Annotated in this window: 22 protein-coding genes and 1 riboswitch; of the genes, 15 read left to right on the top strand and 7 right to left on the bottom strand. The window is 53.9% G+C overall.

Going from position 1 to position 25,946, the window contains the following annotated elements:
• Positions 1-80: 80 nt before the first annotated feature.
• Complete coding sequence (nrdF, locus tag BN2684_RS22085; protein WP_058304237.1) at positions 81-1,043, top strand: class 1b ribonucleoside-diphosphate reductase subunit beta; 963 nt, start codon at positions 81-83, stop codon at positions 1,041-1,043.
• Positions 1,044-1,179: 136 nt separating this feature from the next.
• On the opposite strand, the gene BN2684_RS22080 is transcribed toward nrdF, so the two are convergent.
• The 4 genes from BN2684_RS22080 to BN2684_RS22065 all read right to left on the bottom strand — a co-directional run bounded on the left by BN2684_RS22080 (position 1,180) and on the right by BN2684_RS22065 (position 6,664).
• Positions 1,180-2,619 (bottom strand): sugar porter family MFS transporter, encoded by a 1,440-nt coding sequence (locus tag BN2684_RS22080; protein ID WP_058304236.1) that lies wholly within the window; start codon positions 2,617-2,619, stop codon positions 1,180-1,182.
• Between the two features lie 283 nt (positions 2,620-2,902).
• Entirely contained in the window at positions 2,903-4,240 is a 1,338-nt protein-coding gene (locus tag BN2684_RS22075) for an AraC family transcriptional regulator (RefSeq protein ID WP_058304235.1), read from the bottom strand.
• Entirely contained in the window at positions 4,215-5,672 is a 1,458-nt protein-coding gene (locus tag BN2684_RS22070) for a sensor histidine kinase (protein WP_058304234.1), read from the bottom strand. The genes BN2684_RS22075 and BN2684_RS22070 overlap by 26 nt, the downstream gene beginning before the upstream one ends.
• Positions 5,669-6,664: a substrate-binding domain-containing protein gene (locus BN2684_RS22065; protein ID WP_058304233.1), complete on the bottom strand. Its 996-nt coding sequence runs from the start codon at positions 6,662-6,664 to the stop codon at positions 5,669-5,671. Before BN2684_RS22065 ends, BN2684_RS22070 begins: the two co-directional genes overlap by 4 nt.
• A 155-nt stretch (positions 6,665-6,819) precedes the next feature.
• Between BN2684_RS22065 and BN2684_RS22060 the strand changes: the two genes are divergently transcribed.
• Complete coding sequence (locus BN2684_RS22060; RefSeq protein ID WP_058304683.1) at positions 6,820-8,466, top strand: formate--tetrahydrofolate ligase; 1,647 nt, start codon at positions 6,820-6,822, stop codon at positions 8,464-8,466.
• Between the two features lie 121 nt (positions 8,467-8,587).
• Here the strand turns inward: BN2684_RS22060 and BN2684_RS22055 are convergent, their stop codons facing one another.
• Positions 8,588-8,896, bottom strand: coding sequence for an MTH1187 family thiamine-binding protein (locus tag BN2684_RS22055; protein WP_058304232.1), 309 nt, complete (start codon positions 8,894-8,896; stop codon positions 8,588-8,590).
• A 292-nt stretch (positions 8,897-9,188) separates the two neighbouring features.
• Here BN2684_RS22055 and BN2684_RS22050 point away from each other — a divergent pair, with 292 nt between their 5' ends.
• Complete coding sequence (locus BN2684_RS22050) at positions 9,189-10,661, top strand: NAD(P)/FAD-dependent oxidoreductase (protein WP_058304231.1); 1,473 nt, start codon at positions 9,189-9,191, stop codon at positions 10,659-10,661.
• 110 nt (positions 10,662-10,771) lie between these two features.
• Here the strand turns inward: BN2684_RS22050 and BN2684_RS22045 are convergent, their stop codons facing one another.
• Positions 10,772-11,590 (bottom strand): C39 family peptidase, encoded by an 819-nt coding sequence (locus tag BN2684_RS22045; RefSeq protein WP_148450051.1) that lies wholly within the window; start codon positions 11,588-11,590, stop codon positions 10,772-10,774.
• A 170-nt stretch (positions 11,591-11,760) separates the two neighbouring features.
• Between BN2684_RS22045 and BN2684_RS22040 the strand changes: the two genes are divergently transcribed.
• From BN2684_RS22040 to nifN, 12 genes are all read left to right on the top strand, one after another.
• The gene (locus BN2684_RS22040) at positions 11,761-13,677 is read left to right on the top strand and encodes an LTA synthase family protein (RefSeq protein WP_058304229.1); all 1,917 of its coding nucleotides are present in this window, start codon (positions 11,761-11,763) and stop codon (positions 13,675-13,677) included.
• 313 nt (positions 13,678-13,990) lie between these two features.
• Positions 13,991-14,386: a NifB/NifX family molybdenum-iron cluster-binding protein gene (locus BN2684_RS22035; protein ID WP_058304228.1), complete on the top strand. Its 396-nt coding sequence runs from the start codon at positions 13,991-13,993 to the stop codon at positions 14,384-14,386.
• Positions 14,383-15,132, top strand: a complete 750-nt coding sequence (locus tag BN2684_RS22030; protein ID WP_058304227.1) for a type 1 glutamine amidotransferase — start codon at positions 14,383-14,385, stop codon at positions 15,130-15,132. Before BN2684_RS22035 ends, BN2684_RS22030 begins: the two co-directional genes overlap by 4 nt.
• Entirely contained in the window at positions 15,113-15,649 is a 537-nt protein-coding gene (locus BN2684_RS22025; protein ID WP_058304226.1) for a pyridoxamine 5'-phosphate oxidase family protein, read from the top strand. The genes BN2684_RS22030 and BN2684_RS22025 overlap by 20 nt, the downstream gene beginning before the upstream one ends.
• A 530-nt stretch (positions 15,650-16,179) precedes the next feature.
• Positions 16,180-17,004 (top strand): nitrogenase iron protein, encoded by an 825-nt coding sequence (gene nifH, locus BN2684_RS22020; protein WP_058304225.1) that lies wholly within the window; start codon positions 16,180-16,182, stop codon positions 17,002-17,004.
• A gap of 34 nt (positions 17,005-17,038) precedes the next feature.
• Positions 17,039-18,598, top strand: a complete 1,560-nt coding sequence (gene anfD, locus BN2684_RS22015) for a nitrogenase iron-iron protein, alpha chain (protein WP_058304224.1) — start codon at positions 17,039-17,041, stop codon at positions 18,596-18,598.
• Positions 18,599-18,617: 19 nt separating this feature from the next.
• Positions 18,618-18,968 (top strand): Fe-only nitrogenase subunit delta, encoded by a 351-nt coding sequence (anfG, locus tag BN2684_RS22010; protein WP_058304223.1) that lies wholly within the window; start codon positions 18,618-18,620, stop codon positions 18,966-18,968.
• 25 nt (positions 18,969-18,993) lie between these two features.
• Positions 18,994-20,382: a Fe-only nitrogenase subunit beta gene (anfK, locus tag BN2684_RS22005; RefSeq protein ID WP_058304222.1), complete on the top strand. Its 1,389-nt coding sequence runs from the start codon at positions 18,994-18,996 to the stop codon at positions 20,380-20,382.
• Positions 20,383-20,463: 81 nt separating this feature from the next.
• Positions 20,464-20,862, top strand: a complete 399-nt coding sequence (locus tag BN2684_RS22000) for a HEPN domain-containing protein (RefSeq protein ID WP_234340300.1) — start codon at positions 20,464-20,466, stop codon at positions 20,860-20,862.
• A 107-nt stretch (positions 20,863-20,969) separates the two neighbouring features.
• The gene (gene nifB / locus BN2684_RS21995) at positions 20,970-22,295 is read left to right on the top strand and encodes a nitrogenase cofactor biosynthesis protein NifB (protein ID WP_058304221.1); all 1,326 of its coding nucleotides are present in this window, start codon (positions 20,970-20,972) and stop codon (positions 22,293-22,295) included.
• Between the two features lie 52 nt (positions 22,296-22,347).
• Entirely contained in the window at positions 22,348-23,724 is a 1,377-nt protein-coding gene (locus BN2684_RS21990) for a nitrogenase component 1 (protein ID WP_082652130.1), read from the top strand.
• On the top strand, positions 23,711-25,045 hold the full coding sequence (nifN, locus tag BN2684_RS21985; protein WP_148450049.1) for a nitrogenase iron-molybdenum cofactor biosynthesis protein NifN: 1,335 nt from the start codon (positions 23,711-23,713) through the stop codon (positions 25,043-25,045). Before BN2684_RS21990 ends, nifN begins: the two co-directional genes overlap by 14 nt.
• Positions 25,046-25,097: 52 nt before the next feature.
• Here nifN and BN2684_RS21980 read toward each other — a convergent pair whose 3' ends face one another.
• On the bottom strand, positions 25,098-25,499 hold the full coding sequence (locus tag BN2684_RS21980; RefSeq protein ID WP_058304218.1) for a NifB/NifX family molybdenum-iron cluster-binding protein: 402 nt from the start codon (positions 25,497-25,499) through the stop codon (positions 25,098-25,100).
• Between the two features lie 171 nt (positions 25,500-25,670).
• A riboswitch (Lysine riboswitch) is annotated at positions 25,671-25,862 on the top strand.
• Positions 25,863-25,946 lie beyond the last annotated feature (84 nt).

The following is a 25,946-nucleotide window of genomic DNA, read 5'->3' as shown; positions in this document are numbered from 1 at the left end:
TCTCCGCGATTCACCTCGTTCAAAGACCTCGCTAGGGTGTGTTTGTATACATGAGTTAGGCAGATAGGAGGAGCAAGGTGATGAGCGCGATCAAAGCCGTGAATTGGAACCGGCCGGATGATGATTATTCGAAGATGTTCTGGGATCAGAACATCATGCAATTTTGGACCGACGATGAAATCCCCTTGTCAGACGACAAGATGGTATGGGTGACGTTGAGCCCGGAGCAGCGAGATGCCTATATGAAGGTGCTGGGAGGCTTGACGCTCCTCGATACGATCCAGGGCGGAGTGGGCATGCCGCAGATCATGGAGCATGTGGATGGCTTGCAGCGCAAGGCCGTGCTCGCCTTCATGGGGATGATGGAGCAGATCCACGCCAAGTCCTACAGCAGCATCTTTACGACGCTGGCTTCGACGGAGGAGATCGACGCCGTCTTCAAGTGGGTGGAGGAGAATCCCTTCCTGCAAAAGAAAGCGGAGACGATCCGTCAATACTACACGAATATCCAATCGCCAAAGCAGCTTTTCCTTGCGATGTCGGCATCGGTTTTGCTGGAGAGCTACTTGTTCTACAGCGGCTTCTTCTATCCACTTTACCTGGCGGGACAGGGCAAAATGACCTGCAGCGGCGAGATCATCGATCTCATCCTCCGGGACGAGAGCATTCACGGCGTGTATGTGGGCGTTCTCGCGCAGGAGATCTACGCCGAGCTGGATGAGGAGGAGCAAAAAGGCGTATACGAAACCCTCGTCGGCCTTCTCCGCTACCTGCATACCAACGAGGAGCAGTATACCGAGCAAATCTACACGGAGATCGGCCTCGTCGATGAAGTTAAAGTTTTTCTTCGCTACAACGCCAACAAAGCGATGATGAACCTCGGCTTCGACCCTCTGTTCCCAGAGGAGGAAGTCAATCCGATCGTGTTCAATGGTATCAGCACCCACACCAAGCAGCATGATTTTTTCTCCAAAAAGGGAAACGGCTACGTGCGTGCGCTCAATGTGGAGCCGCTCACCGATGATGACTTTATCTTTGAATAAGTGAGCTTCCCGCTAAACTGAACGCAAAAAGACTTTCCTCTCGTGCCGAGGGCGAAAGTCTTTTTGCAGTGCCTGCTAACGATCGACAGAGCTTATGAACGGGAGGATTCCCATACCCGTTCCTTCATGAAAGCAATCACGATTTCTGAAGACTGGTCTTCAATCTGTCCTTGTTTTCTTTGTCTTGCCGATGAGTCTCCCACATCGCTTCGATCTCCTCGAGCGATTTTCCCTTCGTCTCCGGAACGACTCCTAAGGTAAAGAGGAACGTGAACAAGGAAGTCGCGGCAAACATCCAGAAGGTGACAGCTGGGCCTGCGGTAGAGATCAGAGAAGGGAACGACTGGGAGACGACAAAGTCCATCGCCCAGAGGGCCATCGTACAGACAGCTGTAGCCAGGCCGCGGATGCGGTTCGGGAATATCTCGGCGAGAATCACCCAGACGACAGCGCCGAGCGATACGGCAAAGGCGGCAACATAGACCAGAATGGCGGCTAGAACGAGTGGACCGGAGGTGTTGCCGCTGTAGAAGGCATACCCGATCACGGTCAAGCTGACGGTCATAAAGGCGGAGCCGATCAAGATCAGCAGCTTGCGACCGGCTTTATCGACGAGCCACAGCGATAGAATCGTGAAGAGCAGATTGACCAATCCGACGAAGATGGCTTGCGTCAACGAACCGCTCGTTCCAGCTCCTGCCTGCCGGAAAATCGTCGGTGCATAATACATGATCGCATTGATGCCGGTCACCTGCTGTAGAACGGCCATCATAACGCCGACGACGAGGATGATCCGGTGCTTGGATGCAAACAATTCCTTCAAGGTCGCATGCCCCAATCCTTCTTCTTGCTTGAAGGATTGCTTGATATCAAGTACTTCCTTGCGCGCCAGCTCTTCTCCGTGAATCTTGAGCAGAATCGGCAGCGCCTTCTCCGGCTTGCCCTGCTTGATCAGCCAGCGAGGGCTCTCCGGAACGAGAAACAGCAAAAGCAGGAAGAGAACACCTGGAACGACGCCGATGCCGAGCAGAATCCGCCAGCCGGTCGCCTGATTCCACAGCTCGTCACCGAGGCCGGTGATCCCGTATGCGAGAAGCGAACCGAGGAAGATCCCGGTCACCAGCGCCAATTGGTTCATGGCGACCAATCTGCCGCGGTATTTGGCCGGGGCGATCTCGGCATTATAGAGCGGACATAAGGCAGAAGTTAGGCCGAGTCCAAGCCCTTCGATCATCCGGAAGACGATCAGAAGAGGGAGGCTTGGCGACAGTGCGGATACGGCAATACCGGCGATGAAGAGAAGGCTAGCGCCGATCAGCACCTTCTTACGGCCAAGCCGGTCGCCGAGCGCTCCGGCGAAGGCGGCGCCAATCGCGCAGCCGATGATCAAGCAAGATACGGTCCAGCCAAGCATAAAGTCGCTAAGAGCAAAGCGTTCACGCAAAAATGCGTTCGCACCGGACATGGCAGCGGTGTCAAAACCAGCCAGGAAACCGCCAAGCGCAGCGACGGCCGTGACCAGGAAGACGAATTTCATACGAGGTCCCGAATCTGTTGGGATCGTGGAAGTACTCATCACAGTGGACTCCTCTCATGTGGCAATCCTGAATCAAGACTGCCGCTCACTTTCTTATGGGCTTAGTATAACAAGCGGTTCATGATTCATGAGAAACGATCACCTGCACGAATTTATCCGGAACCCGCATTTCTATGCGCTGAACGGCTTTCAAAAGCGATATTTAAGACGGCTAGCATCCTTTTGTCAGGGAAAAGCAAAAAAGTCCAGACCGATCGGTCCGGACTTCAACGATTTCAAGCGAAAAACAAGAGAGAGTGGCGGAAGAAGGCGTCTGATTTCGTCAGCTTTGCCGTTCCCGATAATCACTCGGCGCAATTCCGGTGACCTTGCGAAAAACCCGGCTGAAGTAATTGGGGTCCTTGTAGCCGACACGGAAGCAAATTTCTTTCAGACTCAGCTCGCCCCGTTCAATGAGCTCCTTGGCCTTCGCGATACGCAAGCCTGTCAAATAATCGATGAACGTTTCACCATACTGCTGCTTGAAGATTTTGCTGAAATAGAAGGCATTGAGGTGCACGTAATCCGCGACCTCATCGAGCGACAGCTCTTCCGCGTATCGCTCGCGGATATACTGACGGGCCTTATCCAACACGCTAACGGTCTCTTGCTCGCGCTCTTCCCGAATCTGCTCGAGCGCTTGTGTGACATAAAGCGGGCTTGCATCGGGAGAAGCGAGTCGGTCCTTATGCTGCTTGAACCGAGCGCTGTCCTCTGACTTGAGCTCATCAAACAGCCAGAGCTCATTGCCTTCCTCGCCGAATGTCGAGGCAAAGACGGCTTCAAAGTACGACTGATGAAGCCCCTCCGTACCGGTGCTCAAGGTGCCGATGCCGATGGTAACAAACAAGTGGAAGAGCTGCTGGGCTTGTCGGATCAGCTGTTCGCCAAAGAAACGGATCTCCTGGAGCCAATCTGTCTCGGATGGTCCTGGAGGCTTGCGCAGGAAGATGGCCATATGTCGGTTAATGAGTGCGCTGCTGACTGAGGGGCCGAAGGCTGTCGCCAGTCCATGGAAGGAGCGAAACAGCTTCTTCTCCTGACCGACATGCCCGGAATCCGGGAAAGCGGCGACAACGGCAATTCCGCGGTCGAGCGGATACCGGAGCCAGGCGGCAAACTGCTTGCCTTCGTCATCCAAAGCCGGTTTCGCCATAACCATCAGCGCGAGTTCATTCTCAACAAGCGGCATGAGCTGGGACATTCGGTCGCGAAGCTCCAGCTCTTCGGCGCGCTTGAGCTTATCCTGGTCCAGCTCTTCCAGAAGCTGGCGCAGCAGGGTTACGATTTGGTCCTGCCGAGCCGGCTTCACGATGTATTCCTTCACACCGAGGGAGACGGCTTCCTTGGCATAGGAAAAATAGTCATAAGCCGTCACCAAAACCAGCTTGGTTTCAGGAGCACGGCTGCGGATTTCGCGTAGGGCGGCCAGGCCTTGAATGCCGGGCATATTCACATCCATGAAGACGACTTGCGGCCGCAAGTCCTCGGCTTTCTCTATGGCCGCTCGTCCGTTCGCGGCATGGATGACCTCAAAGCGATCGGGGAAGGAGCGTCGGATAATCCACTCCAAGCCTTCTCGTTCCAAGTCTTCATCATCTGCTAGGAGAATTCGGTACATCGGTATTGTCCTTTCCGGCTGCTGGAATGATCAGCCTGACGGTAGTTCCATGGCCTGGAGAGCTTTCGATTGCGACGAGATCGTTCCGGTTGTAGAGTAGCTCCAGCCGCTTAAATACGTTTCGGGTTCCGATCCCGGTGGAAGCTCCTTTTGACAGTGAGGACGGCTGCGCATCGGACAGGAGAGCGCGGCGCGTTTCCTCGCTCATCCCTTTTCCGTTATCACGAACGGTCAATAGAAGATCAAGGCCTTCACCACGAACATCGATGGAGATGACAGCTCCGCTTACCATATCGGCAATCCCATGAGTAAAGGCATTTTCAACCAATGGCTGAAGCAGGAGAGAAGGGACGCTGCGGTCCAGCATGCTCTCATCTACGGTAAGCTCAAAGGAAACCCGATCGCGAAAACGCGCTTTTTGAATGGCGATATATTCCTGTACATGGCGAAGCTCGTCCCGAATGGTTACCGGCCGGTCCAAGGTTTGCAAATTGTAGCGGAGCAGATTGGAGAGCGAGACGATGAGATCGCTTGTCTGCTCGGCGTTTTCAAGCAGCGCCAGCTTGGATAATACGTTCAGCGTATTGAACAGAAAGTGCGGATGAATCTGGCTTTGGAGCGCTTCTAGCTCAAGCGTCTTCACCAGCCTTTCCTTCTCGTGAAGATCATTATCCCGTTCGATGGATCGTTTGAGCTCCTCCAGCATGTGGTTGATGGACCGGTACAGGCTGCCGATTTCGTCATTGGACGGATTCTCGGGTAGCGTTACGTCTAGTTCTCCTGCTGATACCCGAGAAGCTACCTTCATCAACTCGGTAACCGGTTTGGTCACACTGCGCGATATCCAGCTTGCCAGAGCAAGGGTCAGAGCCGTCCCAAAGGCGAAGACCGCAATGCCGTATCCGAACAGCTTAGCATTCTCGCGGTGAATGTTCTCATACACCGGTTGAAAAAAGGCGAGCTCCGTATCGGTCAGCCTTTGTGCTTCCGATCGAATGAAGCCAGCTGTCTTCTCGGCTGCGAGATAGCGGCTCAGCGCCTGCTCGCTGTTCCCCTGAACCGCGAGATGAAAGGATTGGTCCATCTGTTCGGACAAGGTTTCTGTCAGATGAACGAACCCGGTTAAGATCGATGTGCCGGTCTGAATTGTCCCGTTAGCCTTCAGTTCCGTTCTTACCCCGCTCAAAGTGGAATCAGCCGGAACTGCTTCTCTTGGCGTCATGCTTTCGACTGGATGAAGCAGGAAGGCATACAGCTGCTTCAAGCTCTGATCGGAGGCGGAGACGGTATTTTGGTAGAGCAGAACCCGTTTCATCGTCAGATTGTAGCTGTCTTGAACCCGGTTGCTGCTTTGAAACAGAAAAAACGCAACGAGGTTCATCAACAGGACGAGAAGAGGGAGGATGATGAGCAAGCGGGTGCGAATGGTCATGGCGAATCCGCTCCCTTCGTCCCGGCTGCCGATGGAGCTAAAACAGTGACCGGTGTATACCGATTGGCGGGGACCGATATTCCACGAAGCAGGTCTGCCGTTATCACAATCGCTTCCGCACCCATTTGCTCAGGCTTCTGCACAAGGGAGAGCGAGATTTTGCTAGCCTCGATCGCATTGCGGGTGTCCGGCAGATCATCGAAGGCGTAGATCCGGGTTCTGGCTTCCGCCTTCAAGCTCTCCACTGCATCCATCGCGCCAAGCGCATCCAGTGAGCTCAACCCGACCACATCCGTGATCGCAGGATGGGCCTCCAGCATGAGCCGGGTTTCGCTGGCGGCTTGAAGCCGAGATATGTTCGAGGTGCGAACTTCAGCCACTCGGATGCCGGGATAGGTCGAGAGGATGCTCTGCAGCCCTTCCAGACGAAGCTTCTGGCTGTCGCTCGCCGTGGTGCCGATCAGAACTCCGACAACGGCCTTCCCGTCCGCGGCTTCTGCGATCAGACGGCCCATCTGTTTTCCCGCCTCCCGGTTATCGGTTCCGATATAGGAAGCTCTACGGGAATCGGGCTCATCCGCGTCAAGCGTGAGCACGGGAATTCCGGCTTCTGCCGCTTGATCGATGAGAGCCCGGGAGCGCTCCAGGCCGGTTCCTTGAACAAGAATCGCATCCGCTTTAGAGGCGATCGCCTGCTCCAACAGGGATAGCTGCTCTTCCGCATTGATGCGCAGCGGTCCTACGTAATCAAGTTCAAGGCCGACGCGTTTGCTTTCGGCTAACGCGCTGTCGCCGATCGAGCGCCAATAAGGATTGTCAAGCTCCTGAGAGATGAGCACCACACGTTTCGAAGCAGCTTCCGTCACTGGAACGGGTCGTAGCGGATCAACCCATTCCTTTATTCGAACAGAGGTGGTTACAAACTGGGTTAATACGTAGGCAAAGAGCAGGAACAAGGGCAAGATGATCCAAGCCCATTTGCGGATCGGCATGAGCAGTTCCTTTCCTCCATTCGATAAGAATGGCTTTATTATAGCGAAAGATGGAGAGTTCGGCCAAATGTTGGGGAATCGGTTATTGCCTTTTGGAGAGAGGCTATCCTATAATGGACGGAAAGATCTCATCCATAGGAGCTGTGAAGCGAGAAATGAACCCGATCAAGGCGGCAGCGGCAAAGCTAGGCATGAACGAAGACGATTTGGAACTGTACGGCAAATACAAGGCAAAGATCGCTCCCGAAGTTTGGGACCGGGTGAAGGACAAGGAGGACGGCAAGCTGATCCTGGTGACGGCAATGAATCCAACGCCGGCTGGCGAAGGAAAGACGCTCACCACTATCGGCTTGACGCAAGCGCTCAATCATATCGGGATCAATGCGGCGGCGGCTCTCCGTGAGCCATCCCTCGGACCCTGCATGGGCATGAAGGGAGGAGCCACCGGTAGCGGCATGGCTCAGATCGTTCCGGCGGAAGACATCAACCTCCATTTCACCGGAGATATGCATGCCATTACGGCAGCAAACAATCTCCTTGCCGCCATGATCGACAATCATATTCATTACGGCAACGCGCTTGGCATCAATCTGAACAAGATCGTATGGAAGCGAGCGGTCGATATGAACGACCGGTCCCTTCGGAATATCGTGATCGGACTCGGGGAGAGCAACGGACAAACCCGGGAGGACGGCTTTATTATCACGGTAGCTTCGGAGATCATGGCGATCCTGTGCCTCAGCCTTGATCTGGAGGACCTGCAAGAGCGGCTTGGCCAAATGATTATCGGCTATACGTATGACGGGCGCCCGGTAACGGCCCGCGAGTTGAAAGCGGATGGAGCCATGGCACTGCTTCTGAAGGATGCGATTAAGCCGAATCTGGTTCAGACGATTGACGGCTGTCCGGCGTTTGTTCATGGCGGTCCGTTCGCGAACATCGCACACGGCTGCAGCTCGGTTGCCGCAACCCGGCTCGCTCTAAAAACCGCGGACTACGTGGTGACAGAAGCCGGCTTTGGCGCGGACCTCGGCGCGGAGAAGTTTTTCGATATCAAGTGCCGGTCGGGCAGCTTTACCCCTGCAGCGGCTGTCATCGTCGCGACGGTCAAGGCGCTTAAATACAACGGAGGCGCCGCCAAGGACGAGCTCCAAAGTGAAAATCTGGATGCGCTGCGCAGAGGCTTCCGCAATCTGGAGAAGCATATCGAGAATGTCCGCAAATTCGGCGTTCCGGTGCTGGTTGCCGTCAACCGGTTTCAAACCGACACGGATGCTGAGCTGTCGGAGCTGAAGCTCTTGTGTGCGGCAGCCGGCGTTCCGGCCGAGCTGTCACAGGTCTGGGCGAATGGCGGACCTGGAGGGGCTGAGCTCGCTCGCACCTTGGTTCGGTTGGTCGAGGAAGGAGGTCCGGGCTTCCGTTACCTCTACGAACGTGAGCTTCCCGTTAAGGAGAAGATCAGCCGTATCGTCCGTGAGATCTATGGCGGAGCCGAAGCGCTGTTCACTCCTGCTGCCGAGCGCTCCTTGAAGAAATTTGCCGAGATCGGCTACGGCGATCTCCCCGTCTGCATGGCGAAGACTCAATACTCGCTGTCCGATAATCCGAAGCTTCTCGGACGTCCGGAAGGCTTTACGGTAACCATCCGCGAAGTGAGACTGTCCGCCGGAGCTGGTTTTATCGTCGCGCTAACCGGTGATATCATGACCATGCCCGGGCTGCCAAGAGTCCCCACAGCGGAGAAGCTCGGAGAAGAATTTAGCGAGCGCATCCGACAAGGGCTTGAAACGGTAGAAGTTTAAACCCTGAATCGGGTTGCTAATAAGCTTCAAATCATTCAAAACCTCCACACCTCGATCATCCCATGGATGAAAGGGGAGTGGAGGTTTTATGTTTTCCATACTCTGGATGCATCGAAAGTGGCTACTCCTGCAGTTTTTCGCGGACGGAAGCGAGCTTGGATTCCATGGTGGATTCCTTGTCTCGGCGTTCGTCGATCCGAATGGACGTATTCACCCGCATAGCACCTTTCTCAAAAGGCACCTCGTGCATTCGGCGGACGACCGCGAATAAATCCTCAAGGGTTCCCTCCAGGATGGTGCTCATGGGTGTGAGTTGAACCTTCACCGGCTCTATCGCACTCTCCAGCACCCGGTGAATGTCAGCCACATACCGGCTCACACTTGGACTTTCCGTTCCGACCGGAACGATGGTTACTTCCATGATGGGCATATTCCTGCGCTTCCCTTCGTATTAACGGTTTTTTCTCATTATACCTCCGACGCAATAATATGCCAAAACAGACGTGTTCAGCTGATATGATCAGGCAGTCTCTTAGAATAATGCCATAAATCCGAACGTTAATGTTTGACAAAACAAGATTGTTCGGATATAGTAACTAGGGAAGAGAGAAAGAGAGAGAAACGATCCCGATTCCCAGCGCAGACTTTGTCCGTTATTCCTGCGGCAGCTGCGTTTCTGGGATTTTTTGTTGTCGTTAATCCGATAAAGGAGGATGAAGCGGATGAAACCCTACGATCTGATTGTGGTCGGTGCCGGCCCTGCCGGGATCTTCGCTTGCTACGAAATGACGCTGAAAGCGCCGGGAGCCAAGGTGCTCCTCATTGATAAAGGACATGATATCCATAGACGCAATTGCCCCATTCTGCAAGAGAAAATACAGCTTTGCCCGCCTCCGGCCGGAAGAAAGGAATTTGCCGGTTGTCTGCCTGCCTGCTCGATCACCAGCGGCTTCGGCGGAGCGGGCGCTTACAGTGACGGGAAGTTCAACATCACGACCGAATTCGGCGGCTGGATGACGGACTATCTCGCTCCCTCGAAGGTGAAGGAGCTGATCCGCTATGTGGATGAGATCAATTTGAATCATGGCGCGACTCCCGTCTTGACCGATCCTGGAACCGAAGCGGTGCGCAGCATCGAGCAGCGTGCCTATGCGGCTGGCTTGAAGCTGCTGCGTGCGGAAGTCCGTCATCTGGGAACGGAAGAGAACCTGCTCATCCTGAAGTCGATCTATGACTATTTGCAGGGCAAGGTCGAAATGAGATTCAAGACGGAAGTGGAAGATATCGAAACCGTCAAGGAGGGGGATACCCACCGGGTGACGGGAATCAAGCTGAAGAACGGCGAAAGCCTTCAGGCTGAAGCCGTGATGATCGCACCGGGGAGAGACGGCAGCGCATGGCTGACGCAGCTCTTGAAAAAGCGCAGGCTTCACATGTACAACAACCAGGTGGATGTCGGCGTACGCGTAGAAACCTCTGATGTCGTGATGCGCGAGATCAACGAGCATTTGTATGAAGGCAAGTTTATCTTCAATACATCGGTCGGTACCCGGGTTCGTACATTCTGCAGCAACCCTTCGGGACATGTCGTCGTCGAGAACCATTCCGGCATCATGGCCGCGAACGGGCATTCCTACAAGGACCCCGCCCTCGGTTCCGCCAACACGAACTTTGCGCTCCTGGTATCCCATACCTTCACAGACCCGTTCGACAAGCCGAATGAATACGCGCGGGAAATCTGCAAGCGGGCCAATGATCTGTCCAGCGGCGGGGTGATCGTTCAGAAGTACGGGGATATTCTCAAAAGTCGGCGCTCCACCGCAGCTCGCATTAAGGAAGGCTTCCTCGAGCCGACCCTGCCTGAAGCAGTGCCCGGAGATCTCGGCTTGGTGCTTCCTTACAATACGATGAAAAGCCTGATAGAAATGATGCAGGCTCTTGAAAAGGTGACGCCTGGCATAGCGTCTGAACATACCTTGTTCTACGGAGTAGAAGCGAAGTTCTATTCGGCGCGGCCGAAGCTGAAGGAGACGTTCGAATCGGAGATCGGCGGCCTCTACTGCGGGGGAGACGGCGCGGGAATTACCCGGGGGCTTGCACAAGCGGGCGCGGCGGGAGTCTGGATTGCCCGTAACGTCATCCAAGCAGCTGGAAATCGCACCTCCCTCCCGGAAGTGGAAACAGCGAACGGCTGAGAGCGGCCCGCATCTTTCCTTGAACATGACGTTAATTTTTACATGATCTGAGAACCAAAAAAGCGCAAGGCTCCCAGAGCAGGGAAGCCTTGCGCTTTGTATTTCCGCATTCACTTAAACGTTACGGTCTGTTCGCCCATCTGCTTCCAGGACTGAATGAACAGCTCCCGGTTGACCTTCTTGTCCTTGGTTCCGTCGAGCGGATCATTAATGAAGAGATTTTTCTCGTCATAGCCGGTCAAGACGACCGCATGCTCCTTCCACGTAATGCGGACCTTGCCTTCCTTGCTGTTCCAAGTCACCCAGCTGTCGCTTTGGAGTGGGCCGAAGTTGGAGCTGACCCAGAGAATGACGGGCTTCCCCGCAGCCACCTGAACAAGCGCTTCTTCAAACGGTTTACCGGTGAGGTCGAGAGCTTGATCGGGCGCGATGTCATTCAGCAGCTTGGCGATCGGTTCATGATAGACCCCGAAGCCCTTTGAATTCCCGGTGATATCCCCGACGAAGCCTTTGTGCGGATTTCCCCACGAGAGGATGGAGCCATCTGGGTTGTAGATGAGGTTGGATGTGTCCTTATCAATCATTCGAGCGAGAGTCATTTTATCGGTATCGATCCCCGCGAACATCAGCATCATGGTAAGGCTGGTAACTTCACAGCCGTTGAACAGCTCGGGCAACTGGGAAACAATGGGCACATCAAGGCGAGCCGATGCGGGGAGCTTGGAATAGTCGGCGGATGCGATGACGGCTTGTTCGTTTCGGGTTGTCGGAGCGACTGGCTCTTTAACGTCCACATTACCGTCCACGGGCACTCCGGACGCACTCAACGGCCTTGCGCCGGGATTCCACTGAGATTGAACGACATAGACAGCCAGAACAGTTAAGCATATCAAAACCATTACGGCAGGCACTACTGTTTTGGAAGGCAATTTCCATTTATCCTCCTTAAGGCCGTGGCGAAATTAATAAATTTTTTACAATCGCTAGCGACCGCTGTGCAATTTTGCTACAATTTTGTTTATCTGTTGAGATGCTAGCTTTCCGCAGCACGGCATTTTCGGCATGCTTCGAAATCCAATCGCAAAAGGAGGGGGAGGTCGTGTCCGAACTCGCACGCCTTATACGAAAAAGCCCCTTTTTCATCGTCACGTTACTCGTGTTGGCTAAGGCAGAGCTTTTTCGATTCACGGTTTTTTCGGGTACAAGCCCTCGCAGTCTCATCATTGATCTTTTAAGCGCACTTCTCATTTCTTGTATCATTGAGCTTATCCCGCATCGCCGGGTAAGGCAAGTCCTATACGGTGTGTATTGGCTGATCGCAACGCTGACTTTGCTGGGAGCCACGGTATACTTCCGCTATTTTGGATCCGTCGCGACCTATACGACTCTGTTTGAGTTGAACCAGCTTCCAGCCGTCAAGAGCTCCGTTAAATCGCTGATTACGCCGCTGGAGGCATTGTATTTCGCAGATCTCGTTTTGTTTGCGATCGGTTGGGGCATTCATCTTTGGAAAAAACGGAGAGACCAGTGGATGCTCGCTTATGAGCAGGTCCCGGCTCCATTCAAATTGCCTTATTCCGTCGCTACCGTGCTGGTTTCAATCGCTCTGATATTCTCGGTATTTACGGTACGGGCATCCGCCGACACGACCAATGAACTGAAGAGAGCGGAGCTGGTCGGCTTCACGAACTATCAGGCCTCGGTTCTCTGGAATGCCTTTTCCGCCAAGAGGGAAAAGCCCGATGTGGCTTTGAAGGATATTCCCGCAACCAAAGAGAAGCTGGAGGAGCAGGTGGTACCCGCCTTTGCTTCTTCCTCTTCGACAAGCACCGTGGAGAATCCTGCTTACTTCGGCAGCGAAAAGGGAAAGAACCTGATCATGGTTCAGCTTGAAGCGACTCAGAACTTCGTCATCGGGTTGAGCGTCGCCGGTCAAGAGATCACGCCGGTGATGAACGGGCTGGTGAGTGATAGCTTCTATTTTCCGCAGGTGTTCCAGCAGATCGGCCAAGGAAATACGTCGGATGCCGAGTTTATGTCGAACACGTCCATCTATCCGACTGCGGCCGTCGCCATGTCCAAGGGCTATTCAGATAAGGACCTTCCGTCGCTGCCCAAGCTGCTCGGCGCACAGGGCTATACGACCATGACGCTCCATCCCAATGACGTAACCTTCTGGGATCGGGACAAGCTGTATCCCGCTCTCGGCTTTTCAACCTATTACGATAAGCCCTTTTTCACCAACGATCATTTCAATAGCTTCGGTGCATCCGATGAAGAATTGTACCGGGTCGGGCTGGAAAAGATAAAGGAAGCATCGGCTGCTGGAAAACCCTTCTATGCCCAGTTCGTCTCGCTGTCCAGCCACCATCCCTTTGAAATTCCGGAGGACAAGCAGGAGCTCACCCTTCCTGAGGATATCGCCGGCACCCAACTTGGTAACTACCTGCAGGCCGTCCATTACACGGACAAAGCGCTTGGCAAGCTCATTCAAGGCTTGAAGGATCAAGGGCTGTGGGACAATACCATCCTTGTTCTCTATGGTGATCACTTTGGCTTGCAGGCGAAAGATAACGATCCGGCAGATGTATCGAAGAAGCTCGGAATCGATTATCACTCGCAAATTACACGCTTCAGCATTCCGCTCATCATTCATGCCCCGGGTCAAGAGGGGAAGAGAGTCGAACGGACAGGCGGACAAGTGGATATCCTGCCGACGGTGGCGAATTTGCTTGGCCTTTCCTGGTCGGAGGATGAATTTGTTCCCTTTGGACGAGATCTGCTCAATGCGGAACGGAACGTCGTCGGGATGCGGTATTACTTGCCAACCGGCTCCTTTTACAATGATGAGATTCTGTTCATCCCCGGTACGGGCTTTGAGGATGGCACCGCCTACTCGCTGAAAACACATGAAAAGATCGAAGATTTCTCCAAGTACAAGGGAGATTACGAGTATATCCTGGAATGGATGAAGCTCTCGGACGAATATGTCAAGCAGCTTCCAAAGCACAAGTAAATCGGATACGTCACTTCGTATGCACGAGACTATAGGTGACTTCATGTCATCCTAATCATTCCGACCCCAGCCCGTTCGATTTCGTTCGGGCTGTTTTTTTTGCTATCGTTGAGCACCCGGGGAGCATTCTTTTTCCATTCACCATCCCTTTGTCTGATAGCGTTATCATCTTGAGGTTTAGGTTCAAAATGATAGAATTTTGTAAGAAAAGCTCACGTAAAAAATGACAAAGTACCAAACGAAAGGAAAAATCCATTGAAAATAGAAGAGAGGGGGAAGTATGATGGGTTAAAAATGAAAGGAGATCTTGGAGTTGAAGATCGCATTCGCCTCGATCAACGGGAAATACCTGGACTGTCATTTTGGCCAATGCTCGTCTTTTTCGATTTTCTCCTTCTCGGCAAACGGCTACAAATGGCTGGAATCTCGTTCGATGCCAGAGTATTCGGAAGAAACGCATGGACATGAGCGAATCCAAAGTCGAGTCGATGCGATTCGAGATTGCAAGCTGCTGTTCGTCAGCACCATTGGCAATGAGGCTGTCCAGCGGCTGATGAACGCCGGGATCATGACGATTAAGGTGAATGCAGGGACGGAGATTATCGCCCAGCTGGAGAAGATGCGCCTGATGCTCATGGAGCATCCACCGCTCTGGCTGCTGAGGGCAATGCTCCGTTCCGATGATGATGAGAAGGGAGAAGAAGCATGAGGCTACATTACTTGCAGCACATTGAGCTTGAATCGCCGGGGAGCATCCTGCACTGGGCTGAGTCGCACGGCCATTCGGTCACCCGCACTCTATTCAGCGCTGGAGAGAGCCTTCCCGATCAGACAGACTTCGATTGGCTCGTCATCATGGGCGGGCCGATGAATATTTACGAGGAAGAGCATTATCCATGGCTGTCTGCCGAGAAGGCGTTTATCCGGGAAGCCATTGACCTGGCTAAGCCGGTTCTCGGCATCTGTCTCGGGAGCCAGCTCATCGCCGATGTAATCGGAGGTAGGGTAACGGCCAATCCCCTTCCTGAGATCGGCTGGTGGCCGATTGTGTGGACGGAGGATGCGCAGACGAATCCTCTGTTTTCCCATTTTCCGGCGACTTCCGTCGTCTTTCATTGGCATTATGACACGTTTAGCGTGCTCCCGCCGGATGCGAAGATACTCGCGGCGAGCACGGCTTGTCGCCAACAAGCCTTTTCCTACCGGGATCATGTGTTTGGCTTCCAATTTCACCTTGAGAATACCGATGAGCTGCTGAAGGGCTATATTGAAGCTTCTCCCGAGGTATTGAGCGGGGGAGAGTATATTCAGCTCCCGGACGAGATCCTGGCTCATCCCGACGATGTAACGGCGAATCAAGCATGGATGGATACCTTTCTCAGCCGTCTGGAAGAGAAGTTCGCTTCAAAGGATAAGGATCAGGAGGGGGAACGAGATGGAGCATGTCGGTTATAAGCAGAGAAACTGCGAGGACAAAGAGAAGATCCATGCTTTCTTGGCAGAGACTCGCGTCGGGGTTGTAGGAATTTCCGGTGATGAATACCCCTATGCCGTTCCTGTAAACTATGTTTGGCACCGGGATTCCATCTATTTTCACGGAATGGGCTCGGGCAAAAAGGTCCGTCTGCTGGAGCAAAATCCGAACGTCAGCTTTACCGTTTATCATGAATACGGAACGGTTACCGATCCCGTTCCCTGCAAGGCCGACACCTCCTACATGAGCGTCATGCTCTTCGGAACTGCCGAGAAGGTGAAGGAGGCGGAGGAAGCAGCAGAGGCGTTGCAGAAGCTGATGGAGAAATTCACCCCAGGCTTCTACAAGCAGCCGATCGCCCCTCTCCTGGTTGAGAGATACCGTTCTTCCATGGATGGAAACAAAGTTGCTGTCTACCGGATTGTTCCGAAGCATTTGACCGCCAAAGAGAACGCTGCGGATCCTCAGGCTCTTTTTAAGCATGGCCAACACTCTTGAAGAGCAGCTTTGTTGGAGGATAGAGGATCGCTCGCATGATGTCAGCCGGGTCTTTGACCCGGTTTATTTTTTTGGAATAAAGCGAATGAGAGACGGGGAATGAAGGGAGGAACACGATGGGTTCCCCATTTTTCGCTGATTCGAGGTCACCCCGGGAATAGCTGGTTTTGAAAGCGTATTGAAAAAGGGAAGGGATGGAAAGAAAAATGCGATATGTAATATAATCTAACATTAATTTTGTACATATTTCTAATCCGTTTTCGTGAAGCGCTTACTTTATTGACGTTTTCCGGTAAATCTCGCTAGTATAGGTGTAATCCAACAAACAAGCAACATGTTGATGTTAACAAACATAACGCAATATCATTCGGATAAAGCTGACAACCGACCGAAAGAGATGGAAACCATCAAGCCGTGGAGGTGAGCGAGGGCATAGGGCGCAGGATAGGAAGAACGGCGGAGCGGAGATTGTGACCGATCTCCGTAAAGAGAGAAATCAGAATATTCGAAAAACGAGAGGAGCTAGGACGATGAGAAAAATTGCGATCTACGGAAAAGGCGGTATCGGCAAATCGACGACGCAACAAAACACGGCGGCGGCAATGGCTTATTACTACAAGAAGAAAGTGTTCATTCACGGCTGTGATCCGAAAGCCGATTCCACGCGGATGATCCTTGGCGGGATGAACCAGAAGACCTTGATGGATATGCTTCGCGATGACGGAGCGGAGAACATCACGACCGATAAGATCGTCAAGTCCGGCTTCATGGATATCCAGTGCGTCGAATCCGGCGGTCCGGAGCCGGGAGTCGGCTGTGCGGGTCGCGGGGTTATCACCGCCATCGATTTGATGGAAGCCAACGGAGCGTACACGGATGATCTCGACTTCGTCTTCTTCGATGTTCTCGGCGACGTCGTCTGCGGCGGGTTCGCCATGCCGATCCGCGACGGAAAGGCCCAGGAGGTATACATCGTTGCCTCCGGCGAAATGATGGCGATCTATGCAGCCAACAACATCTGTAAAGGGCTTGTCAAATATGCGAAGCAGAGCGGCGTGCGGCTTGGCGGGATCATCTGCAACAGCCGGAACGTGGATCGGGAACGAGAGTTCCTGGAGGAATTCACAGCGGCGATCGGCACCCAAATGATCCACTTCATGCCGCGCAACAACATCGTTCAGAAGGCGGAGTTCAACAAGAAGACGGTCGTCGAATACGATGCCGACCACGAACAAGCGAAGGAATATGGCGAGCTCGGCAGGAAGATCATCGAGAACGAGATGTTCGTCATCCCGAAGCCGCTCAACATGGATGAGTTGGAAGCGATGGTCGTGAAATACGGTATCGCGGATTAACGGTTCATTCTAACGATAAAGGAGGAATGGAATCATGCCCTATCATACATTCAAATGCAGCGAGTGCATTCCGGAGCGTGGAAAGCATGCCGTGTCAAAAGGACCCTGTGAGGATCTGACGTCGGCGCTTCCGCTCGGTTACCTGAATACCATTCCGGGGTCGATCTCGGAACGGGGCTGTGCCTATTGCGGTGCGAAGCATGTGATCGGCACTCCCATGAAGGACGTCATTCACATGAGCCACGGGCCGGTCGGCTGTACCTATGACACCTGGCAGACCAAACGGTATATCAGCGACAACGACAACTTCCAGCTCAAGAATACCTTCGCAACGGATGTAAAGGAGAAGCATATCGTCTTCGGTGCCGAGCGGCTGCTTAAGCAGAATATCGTTGAAGCGTTCCAAGCCTTCCCTGATATCAAGCGGATGACGATCTATCAAACTTGCGCTACAGCTCTGATCGGCGATGATATCAATGCCGTCGCCCAGGAAGTGATGGACGAAATGCCGGAGGTGGATATCTTCGTCTGCAACTCCCCCGGCTTCGCGGGCCCGAGCCAATCCGGAGGGCATCACAAGATCAACATCGCTTGGATTAACCAAAAGGTAGGAAATGTCGAACCGGAGATCACAAGCGATTACGTCATCAATTACGTGGGCGAGTACAACATCCAGGGCGATCAAGAAGTTATGCAGGATTACTTCAAGCGGATGGGCATCCAGGTGCTCTCGACCTTTACCGGCAACGGCTCCTACGATGATCTTCGGGCCATGCATCGCGCTCATTTGAACGTTCTGGAATGCGCCCGTTCGGCTGAGTACATCTGCAACGAGCTTCGTGTCCGCTACGGCATTCCCCGGCTTGATATCGACGGATTCGGCTTTGAGCCGCTATCCGCCTCCCTTCGGAAGATCGGCTTGTTCTTCGGGATCGAGGATCGGGCGGAAGCGATCATCGCCGAGGAAACAGCCAAGTGGAAGCCGGAGCTGGATTGGTACAAGGAGCGGCTGAAGGGCAAGAAGGTATGCCTCTGGCCGGGTGGCTCTAAGCTGTGGCATTGGGCCAACGTCATCCATGAGGAAATGGGGGTCGAGGTTGTCTCGGTATACACGAAATTCGGCCACCAAGGCGACATGGAGAAGGGCATCGCCCGCTGCGAGGAAGGGGCGCTCGCCATCGACGATCCGAATGAGCTGGAAGGCATCGAAGCGATGAATACGCTGAAGCCGGACATCATCTTCACCGGTAAACGGCCGGGTGAAGTCGCCAAGAAGCTGCGCGTGCCTTATCTGAATGCTCATGCCTACCACAACGGCCCGTACAAAGGCTTTGAAGGCTGGGTCCGGTTCGCCCGCGACATCTACAATGGCATCTATTCGCCGATTCATCAGTTGTCCGGTCTCGATATCAGCGAGGATGAAATCCCGACGGACCACAACTTCAAGACCCAGCGCATGCTGTCCGACGTCACATTGAGCGAAGAAATCAAGTCTTCGACAGAACTTCGCCAATACTCGGGCGGCTTCGATTCGGTCAGCAAGCTGCGGGAACGCAGCTATCCGGAATTTGAACGGCAAGTGACCAAAGCCTGAACAGGAGGGAGGACGGAACATGGACGATTTGATGAAGGACCGTGTCGCTCAGCTCGAAAACTACATCATGAAAAAATGCTTGTGGCAGTTCCACTCCCGCGCTTGGGACCGGGAACGGCAAAACGAACGGATCCTGACGAAGACGATGCAGCTTCTCACTGGAGAGCCGGTCGACAATTCCACTCCCGCCGAACGGTGCTATTGGGTGGACGCAGTTGTGCTGGCGGAAGCTTATCAGACTCATTTTCCATGGATTGCATCGATGGAAAAGGACGCGATCAAGGAGCTCATGCAAGCCTTGAAGGACCGGATCGATTACGTGACCATCACTCATTCATTAAACGAAGAATTGACCGTAAAGCAATATTGAGAAGCCATTCGATGGGAGGGATAGCATGAGTTGTGAAGTCGTCCAAAAGGAGCGAAACGGCGTCATCAACCCGATCTTTACTTGCCAGCCGGCAGGCGCGCAATATGCGAGCATCGGCATCAAGGATTGCATCGGCATCGTCCACGGGGGGCAAGGCTGCGTCATGTTCGTTCGCCTGCTGTTCTCCCAACATTTTAAAGATAATTTCTTGCTTGCCTCCTCTTCTGTGCACGAGGACGGCGCGGTATTCGGAGCGCTGGATCGGGTGGAAACGGCTGTTGATGTGCTGCTCATGCGCTACCCGGATGTGAAGGTTGTCCCGATCATCACTACCTGCTCGACCGAGGTCATCGGCGATGACGTCGACGGGGTCGTGAACAAGCTAAATCGGGGACTGCTGAAGGATAAGTATGCGGGCCGGGAAGTCCATCTGGTCCCCATTCACAGTCCGAGCTTCATCGGGAGCCAAGTGAGCGGGTATGACGTCGCGGTGGAGTCCTTCGTCTCTCACTTTGCGAAGAAAGATAAGCCGAACGGCAAGCTCAATCTGATCACGGGCTGGGTGAATCCGGGAGACGTCAAAGCCTTGAAGCACCTGCTTGCTGTCATGGAGGTCGATGCGACCGTCCTCTTCGAGATCGAATCGTTCGATTCCCCGATTCTTCCTGACAAGAGCGGAGAATCGCACGGCAGCACGACGGTGGAGGATTTGCAGGGAACGGCGAACGCCCTCGGAACGATCGCTTTGAATAAGTACGAAGGCGGCAAGGCTGCCAAGTACTTGGAAAATGAATTTGACATTCCGGCCATCATCGGGCCGACACCGATCGGTATCCGCAACACCGACCTGTTCCTTAACAACGTTAAGAGACTGACGGGAAAGTCCATTCCCAAATCCCTTGTGCATGAACGCGGGGTTGCCATTGATGCGCTGGCTGATCTGGTGCATATGTTCCTTGCAGACAAGAAGGTGGCCATTTACGGACATCCGGATCTGGTGATCGGGCTTGCGGAATTCTGCATCGACTTGGAGATGAAGCCGGTCCTGCTGCTCTTGGGAGACGACAACACCACTTACAAGAATGATCCCCGCATTAAGCAGCTTCAAGCCAACGTCGATTTCGACATGGAAATTGTGCTGAACGCGGACTTGATGGTGTTGGAGAACCGGATCAAGGAGAAGAAGCTGGAGCTTGACTTGATTCTCGGTCATTCCAAGGGGCGATTTGTCGCCATCGATAACAACGTGCCGATGGTTCGCGTCGGATTTCCGGTTTACGACCGCGCCGGTTTCTATCGCCATCCGGTAGTGGGTTATGAAGGAGCAATCTGGCTCGCGGAGGAGATGGCGAACACCCTCTTCACCGATATGGAATACAAGCGCAACAAGGAATGGATCTTGAATGTCTGGTGAGGAAGACAAACGGATTCTACCCGATTCGGAACGGTTCCGGACGGGTGGAATCCTTCTTTCCATCAAAGGGGAGGCGGAAAAATGGAAGCGCAAATGGTCGATATCGGGGAAGACGACGGCTCCGATTACCTTGAACCGCTAAGCCATGCGACCCAGTATCACCGGCGAGCAGAGCAGTTCGTCTCGGAGGGGAGAAGGCACAGCCTGATCTTCAACCTAGCTTCGGTCGCATTGGAATGCTATCTCGTCGCCTTATGCAAGCTTCACGGCATAGAGCCGCTTAACCACAACTTCATCTGCCTGATGAACTCGGTGGAGTCGGTGATGGATTTTCCAAAAGGATTAAGCAAAGACATTCAGTCGCTTGATATTATCTTCGGCATCTGTTCCTTGGATGATTATTTCCACGGCACGCCGGAGCCGAAGGATGCGGAGCGAGTACTCTCGATGTGCACCGAAGTGAAAAAAATGTTCGGATAGAGGAGCAAGAACAGAGCCTGCTATTCGCTATTCGCCACAGTTCGGCGTTGATTTAATAGGGGCAACGGCGTGAAAAAACAACGCAAATCGAAAGGAGAGAGGTGAAGATGGACACAGCGGCTCTTAAGCATCCTTGTTACAATGAGAGTGCACATCATCATTTTGCCCGTATGCATGCAGCGGTAGCACCGAAATGCAACATAAGCTGCAACTACTGCAATCGTAAATGCGACTGTGTGAACGAAAGTCGCCCAGGTGTAACCAGCCGCGTTTTGACGCCGGAGGAAGCTTTTGAGCGCGTTTCGGAGACGGCCGCTCGCCTGCCATCTCTCAGCGTTGTCGGAATCGCCGGTCCCGGAGACCCGTTGGCTAATCCAAATGAAACCTTTCGCACCTTCCGCCTAATCGCGGCTGTCTATCCCGAAATGCAGCTCTGTCTCAGCACGAATGGCTTGGCGCTGCCCGACTACGCGGATGAGCTCGTGAAGCTTGGCGTAAGCCATGTCACAGTCACGATGAACACGGTTGATCCCGCAATCGCTGCGCAGATCTATACCGGAATCTCCTATCGGGGAAAAGCCTACAGAGGGCGGGAAGCCGGCGAAATCCTGATCGCTCAGCAGCTGGAAGGCATTCGGATGATGGCGGAGAGGGATGTGCTGGTCAAAGTCAACTCTGTATTCATTCCAGAATTCGGGGAGGAGCAGATGGCAGAGGTCAGCCGGACCGTCAAGGAGCTTGGCGCTTTTTCTCACAATATCATGCCGCTCATTCTCTCGCCCGGAAGCTTGTTCGAGAAGATTGGGATGAGGCCGCCTGCTGCCGAAGAAATGATCCGCGTCCAGCAGGCTTCCTCTCAAATTATGCCTGTCATGCGGCATTGCCGGCAGTGCCGCGCCGATGCGATCGGATTGATCGGAGCCGACATGAGCCAGGAGCTGGACCGCCTGCCGCAAACCATCCGTTATGAGCGAGAGGAACGCTTGACCCTTCAAGAGGAGCTTGCCGATCGGTCTCGCAGGGGATGTGGAAACGGAGAGCCTGCCGACTGTGAATGGAAGAACGCGGTTCGAATTGCAGTTGCGACAAGGGGTTCGGGTATGATCAACCAGCATTTCGGTCATGCCCGGGAATTCCTCGTCTACGAGGTGATGGACCGTTCGATCCGGCTTTTGGGCGCCCGTAAGGTGCAGGCTTACTGCAACGGAACGGCGGAATGTGGAGACGGAAGCGGGAGCAGGAAGGCGGCTCATCTGGAGGAGTTAATCGAGCTGGTGAAGGATTGTGAGCTCCTGCTCTGCTCGGGGATCGGCCCGCATCCAGCGGAGAATCTGCAGAGAGCAGGTGTTCTTCCGCTCGTGCGAAAGGGAGCGATCCAGGAGCAGCTCGTGGAGAGCGCACGCTTGTACCGGCTCTTTGCCCCCCTTCAGTAGTCCTCTCATCATAATCCGATCATGCCCGCTCTACCGGGAAGGAGGGACGAATGTGCCAAAGGGAAACCGTAATTATTTCTTCGAACCGGATTGCGAGCATAACGGTCGGCAGGAGAAGAGGGGCTGTATGCGATCGAAGGCAGGAGACTCCTCCATGGGAGGATGCGCGTTTGAGGGCTCACTTTCGACGCTTCTGGCCATTGAGGACGCCGCGCATCTCGTCCACGGAACCATGAGCTGCCTCGATAACAATTGGGAGCACGCCGAGGCCATGCGTGAGGAAGCCGGAACTGCTCGGTACGGGTTTTCCACTGGACTTTCCCGCCTTGATCTTATCGAGGGGGGAGAAGCGAAGCTTCGGAGCGCCATCGACTACATTGCAGAGCGATTCAAGCCTCCCGTCATCTTCGTCTATGACACATGTGCCACCGTGCTTGCGATGGAGGATCTGGATACGGCATGCCGGCAGGCGGCGGAGCGGTGGGGAATCCCCGTCGTACCGATTCACAGCGCCGGCAACATGGGCAGCAGGAACATGGGGAATCGCTTGGCCGGAGAAGCCTTGTTCCATCAGGTTATCGGCAAGTCCGACCTTAACGCCCCTTTGAGAGCAGGCTCCTTCCATGTGAATCTCATCGGTAATAACCTCGGAGAAGCCGAAGGTAAAGCCATCGAGGACCTTCTGTCCAAGATCGGCGTTCGCGTGTTGGCCAGCTTTGGGCGAGATAGTCGATTCGCCAATATTCAGAACGCTCACCAGGCCAAGGTCAACATGGTCCTCTGCAACCGCTCGATGATCACGCTTGCTCGCCGGATGAAGGAAAGCTACGGAATCCCCTATTTTGAAGGTTCATTCTATGGATCAAGGGAGATCCGGTTCAGTTTGCGGCAGATCGCCTTTCATTTTCAGAACCGGGAGCTCGATCTGCGCATTGCCCGCTTCATCCGCAAGAAAGAGAGAGCGCTCTTGAAGGACCTCGTTGACTTGGTCAAGAAGCTGAAAGGGAAACGGGTTCTTCTCTACACCGAGGGGATAGAAAGCTGGGCGTTTATCTCCGCTTTGCAGGAGCTTGGCCTGCGATTGATCGCCATCGGCACGAACGGCAGCAATCAGGAGGATTTGTCCCGGATTCGGGAGCGGGCCGGTACGGATACCCATTTGATACCGGATGGCGACGATTCCGCGATCGTCAAGGCATTCCGTGTGCGGAAAGCCGATTTGATGATCGTCAGCGGAAGCCATACGTATTTGCCCATCAAGGAAAAGCTGCCGTTCTTGGAGATTAACACAGAGAAGCGAGCCGCTTATACCGGCTACGAGGGCGTGCATAAGCTGGGCCAGGATGTGCTGAGTCAGCTGGAGCATCCGATCTGGGAGATGCTGAAATGGAAAGCGCCATGGGACGGTGAGCCGGATGATAAGGAATGAACCTGAATGCCCCCTTCAAGAGGAGGGGGCTCGACAGAGGAAGCCGCTCACGGTGAATCCGATCCAAGTCAGTCCCTCGCTCGGTGCCGTCCTGGCCATGCAGGGGTTTTATCGGGGAATCCCGATCCTGCATGGGGCGGAGGGCTGCGCCGAGTCGATTAAGACGATGCTGATGAATCATTTCCGCGAGCCCATCACGCTGCAAGGGATCGCCATGCATGAATATAACCATGTCTTCGGCAGTGGCGACAGCATTCAGGAAGCCTTCGATCTGGCGATCACCCATCACAAGCCGGATGTGATCGGCCTGATCGGGACAACCCTTACGGATATGGTGGGGGAAGATTTGCAGCGCAATCTCCAATCGCTGCGCAAGGTAAATCAAGCTTATCTGCGCAATCGGATCGTGTTTCAGGTTCAGGCTTCCGATGAGGAAGGCTGGATGGAGACCGGGTATGCCCAAGTGACGGAAGCGGTCATCGACGGCATTATCGAGCTCAACAAGCAAATTGTTCGCAAGAAACAGCGCAACCGGATCAATCTGCTTCCAGGTCCACATTTGACGCCGGGGGATGTCATTGAGCTGAAGGAGATCATCGCTTCCTTCGATTTGGAGGTTCTCACTCTTCCCGATTTGTCGCTGTCGCTGCCGGGACATCTGCTTATGGGCCACAGTGCTCTGACACGAGGAGGAACTCCGATTGAGCATTTGAAGGAGGTGCCCTCTTCCGGCTTTACGATTGCCATCGGCTCCTGTATGGAAAATGCCGCCAGACGGATGGAAACCGCCTTTCGAATACCTTATCAGGTGTTCCCAGGAGTGACGGGACTCAAGGCTACCGATGATTTTTTTTCGTTTCTCCAAAGCTATGGCAGAGGGGCGGCACCTCCGTTAAAATACCGCTGGCAAAGAGAATTTCTGCTGGATGGGATGCTCGACGCCTGCTCCGTCTATCGGGACAAGAAAGTCGTGGGGGCGCTTGAGCCCGATCATGCGGCTGTTATGCAGGGCTGGTTGAAGGAAATGGGTGTGAGTTCCTTTTGCTGTGTCGTACCGGATCATTCGAGGAACTTGAACCCTTCCGGTAGTCTTCAAATGGGGGATTTGGAGGAGCTTGACCGGATTGCGGCAGACGGGGCCGACTTGTGGCTGAGCAGTTCAAGGGGAGAGTGGTGGGCAAAAAACAGGGGGATTCCGTTCTATCCGATCGGGTTTCCGGTCCTTCGCCGGTTGGGCTATCCGCTTACGTCAAACGTAGGGTATAAGGGAACGCTGGATCTGATTCATCGAATTGGAAATCGGCTGCTCATGGAGAGGTAGACTTGTCGATTTATCCGGCTCGTATCGTCGGATTTGAGCGAAGGACTTAAGGTTATGGTTTTCTTTGGCTTTGCTTTAGCGCCTTCTCCAACCAGGGAGGAGGCGTTTTTTTGAGCACATCCTGAAGCTTTTCCAGCTCAGCAAGAATGGATGTCCCATCGGCCACTTGGATGGGCATCAAGCGCTGAGCGGTTAGCCGGGCGGCAGCGGCAGACCCGATCCGGGTGCTGTACACGAGGAGACAGTCCGAAAGAGCATGGATGCGCTGAGCGATTTTGTCCCGGTCATGACCGAGCGGAGGAATATCCTCCAGCGAGTGGACGCTGCCCACGATGGTATCGGGGAAACGGGTCAGCTGTTCCTTGTCGAGACCGTATACTGCAAAGCGGTGGGTTAGCCCAAAATGCATATTAACGGATTTCCCGTCACTGGTGCAAAAGGCGATTTTGATCAAGTTGCGCCACCCCCCAATCGATGCCAGTATGGGTCATGCTTCCTTCTAGTTTAGCAAATTCAGCCTTACCGTGGGCAAATTTTTCTAGATGATGGAACATTGTCACCTGACGCGCCTTGTTATATAATGGGGAACGTACGACAATTGAACAATGCCCTCATCACAGACTCTGGATGGGGTAGAGGTCGCGGTAGTTATGAGTAGATCGGGGAAGGCGCTGACACGCCTATGATACCGATTGAAGGGAACCACCGCCGAAGTGTTTGCAGCAGTCAGACTGCGGGCGCTGGGGCCGTATCCGAAAGGAGCGGAACTGTCACACGGAGCTTTTCCAAGCTCGCCGTGTGTTGTGCTATCTTCATGGAAGGCCTTTTGATGCGGATGTTAGGACGATAAGCCTGACCGCGGAGACGGATGTTTGGTTCCCGCGGTCTTTCTGTGTTTCTG

Origin of the sequence: Gorillibacterium timonense, assembly GCF_001457415.1 — a bacterium.
Taxonomy (GTDB): Bacteria; Bacillota; Bacilli; order Paenibacillales; family NBRC-103111; genus Gorillibacterium; species Gorillibacterium timonense.
This window is presented reverse-complemented; position numbering and strand designations above follow the sequence as displayed.

What these genes read in the sequence shown, in the direction of transcription:
- BN2684_RS22030 (WP_058304227.1), top strand. Translation starts at nt 14,383, where the DNA reads ATGAGGCTACATTACTTGCAGCACATTGAGCTTGAATCGCCGGGGAGC.
- nifB (WP_058304221.1), top strand. Translation starts at nt 20,970, where the DNA reads ATGGACACAGCGGCTCTTAAGCATCCTTGTTACAATGAGAGTGCACAT.
- BN2684_RS22080 (WP_058304236.1), bottom strand. Translation starts at nt 2,619, where the DNA reads ATGAGTACTTCCACGATCCCAACAGATTCGGGACCTCGTATGAAATTC.
- anfK (WP_058304222.1), top strand. Translation starts at nt 18,994, where the DNA reads ATGAGTTGTGAAGTCGTCCAAAAGGAGCGAAACGGCGTCATCAACCCG.
- BN2684_RS22060 (WP_058304683.1), top strand. Translation starts at nt 6,820, where the DNA reads ATGAACCCGATCAAGGCGGCAGCGGCAAAGCTAGGCATGAACGAAGAC.
- nifH (WP_058304225.1), top strand. Translation starts at nt 16,180, where the DNA reads ATGAGAAAAATTGCGATCTACGGAAAAGGCGGTATCGGCAAATCGACG.
- BN2684_RS22070 (WP_058304234.1), bottom strand. Translation starts at nt 5,672, where the DNA reads ATGACCATTCGCACCCGCTTGCTCATCATCCTCCCTCTTCTCGTCCTG.
- BN2684_RS22025 (WP_058304226.1), top strand. Translation starts at nt 15,113, where the DNA reads ATGGAGCATGTCGGTTATAAGCAGAGAAACTGCGAGGACAAAGAGAAG.
- BN2684_RS22075 (WP_058304235.1), bottom strand. Translation starts at nt 4,240, where the DNA reads ATGTACCGAATTCTCCTAGCAGATGATGAAGACTTGGAACGAGAAGGC.
- nifN (WP_148450049.1), top strand. Translation starts at nt 23,711, where the DNA reads ATGATAAGGAATGAACCTGAATGCCCCCTTCAAGAGGAGGGGGCTCGA.
- anfG (WP_058304223.1), top strand. Translation starts at nt 18,618, where the DNA reads ATGGACGATTTGATGAAGGACCGTGTCGCTCAGCTCGAAAACTACATC.
- BN2684_RS22050 (WP_058304231.1), top strand. Translation starts at nt 9,189, where the DNA reads ATGAAACCCTACGATCTGATTGTGGTCGGTGCCGGCCCTGCCGGGATC.
- anfD (WP_058304224.1), top strand. Translation starts at nt 17,039, where the DNA reads ATGCCCTATCATACATTCAAATGCAGCGAGTGCATTCCGGAGCGTGGA.
- BN2684_RS22000 (WP_234340300.1), top strand. Translation starts at nt 20,464, where the DNA reads ATGGAAGCGCAAATGGTCGATATCGGGGAAGACGACGGCTCCGATTAC.
- BN2684_RS22055 (WP_058304232.1), bottom strand. Translation starts at nt 8,896, where the DNA reads ATGCCCATCATGGAAGTAACCATCGTTCCGGTCGGAACGGAAAGTCCA.
- nrdF (WP_058304237.1), top strand. Translation starts at nt 81, where the DNA reads ATGAGCGCGATCAAAGCCGTGAATTGGAACCGGCCGGATGATGATTAT.
- BN2684_RS22065 (WP_058304233.1), bottom strand. Translation starts at nt 6,664, where the DNA reads ATGCCGATCCGCAAATGGGCTTGGATCATCTTGCCCTTGTTCCTGCTC.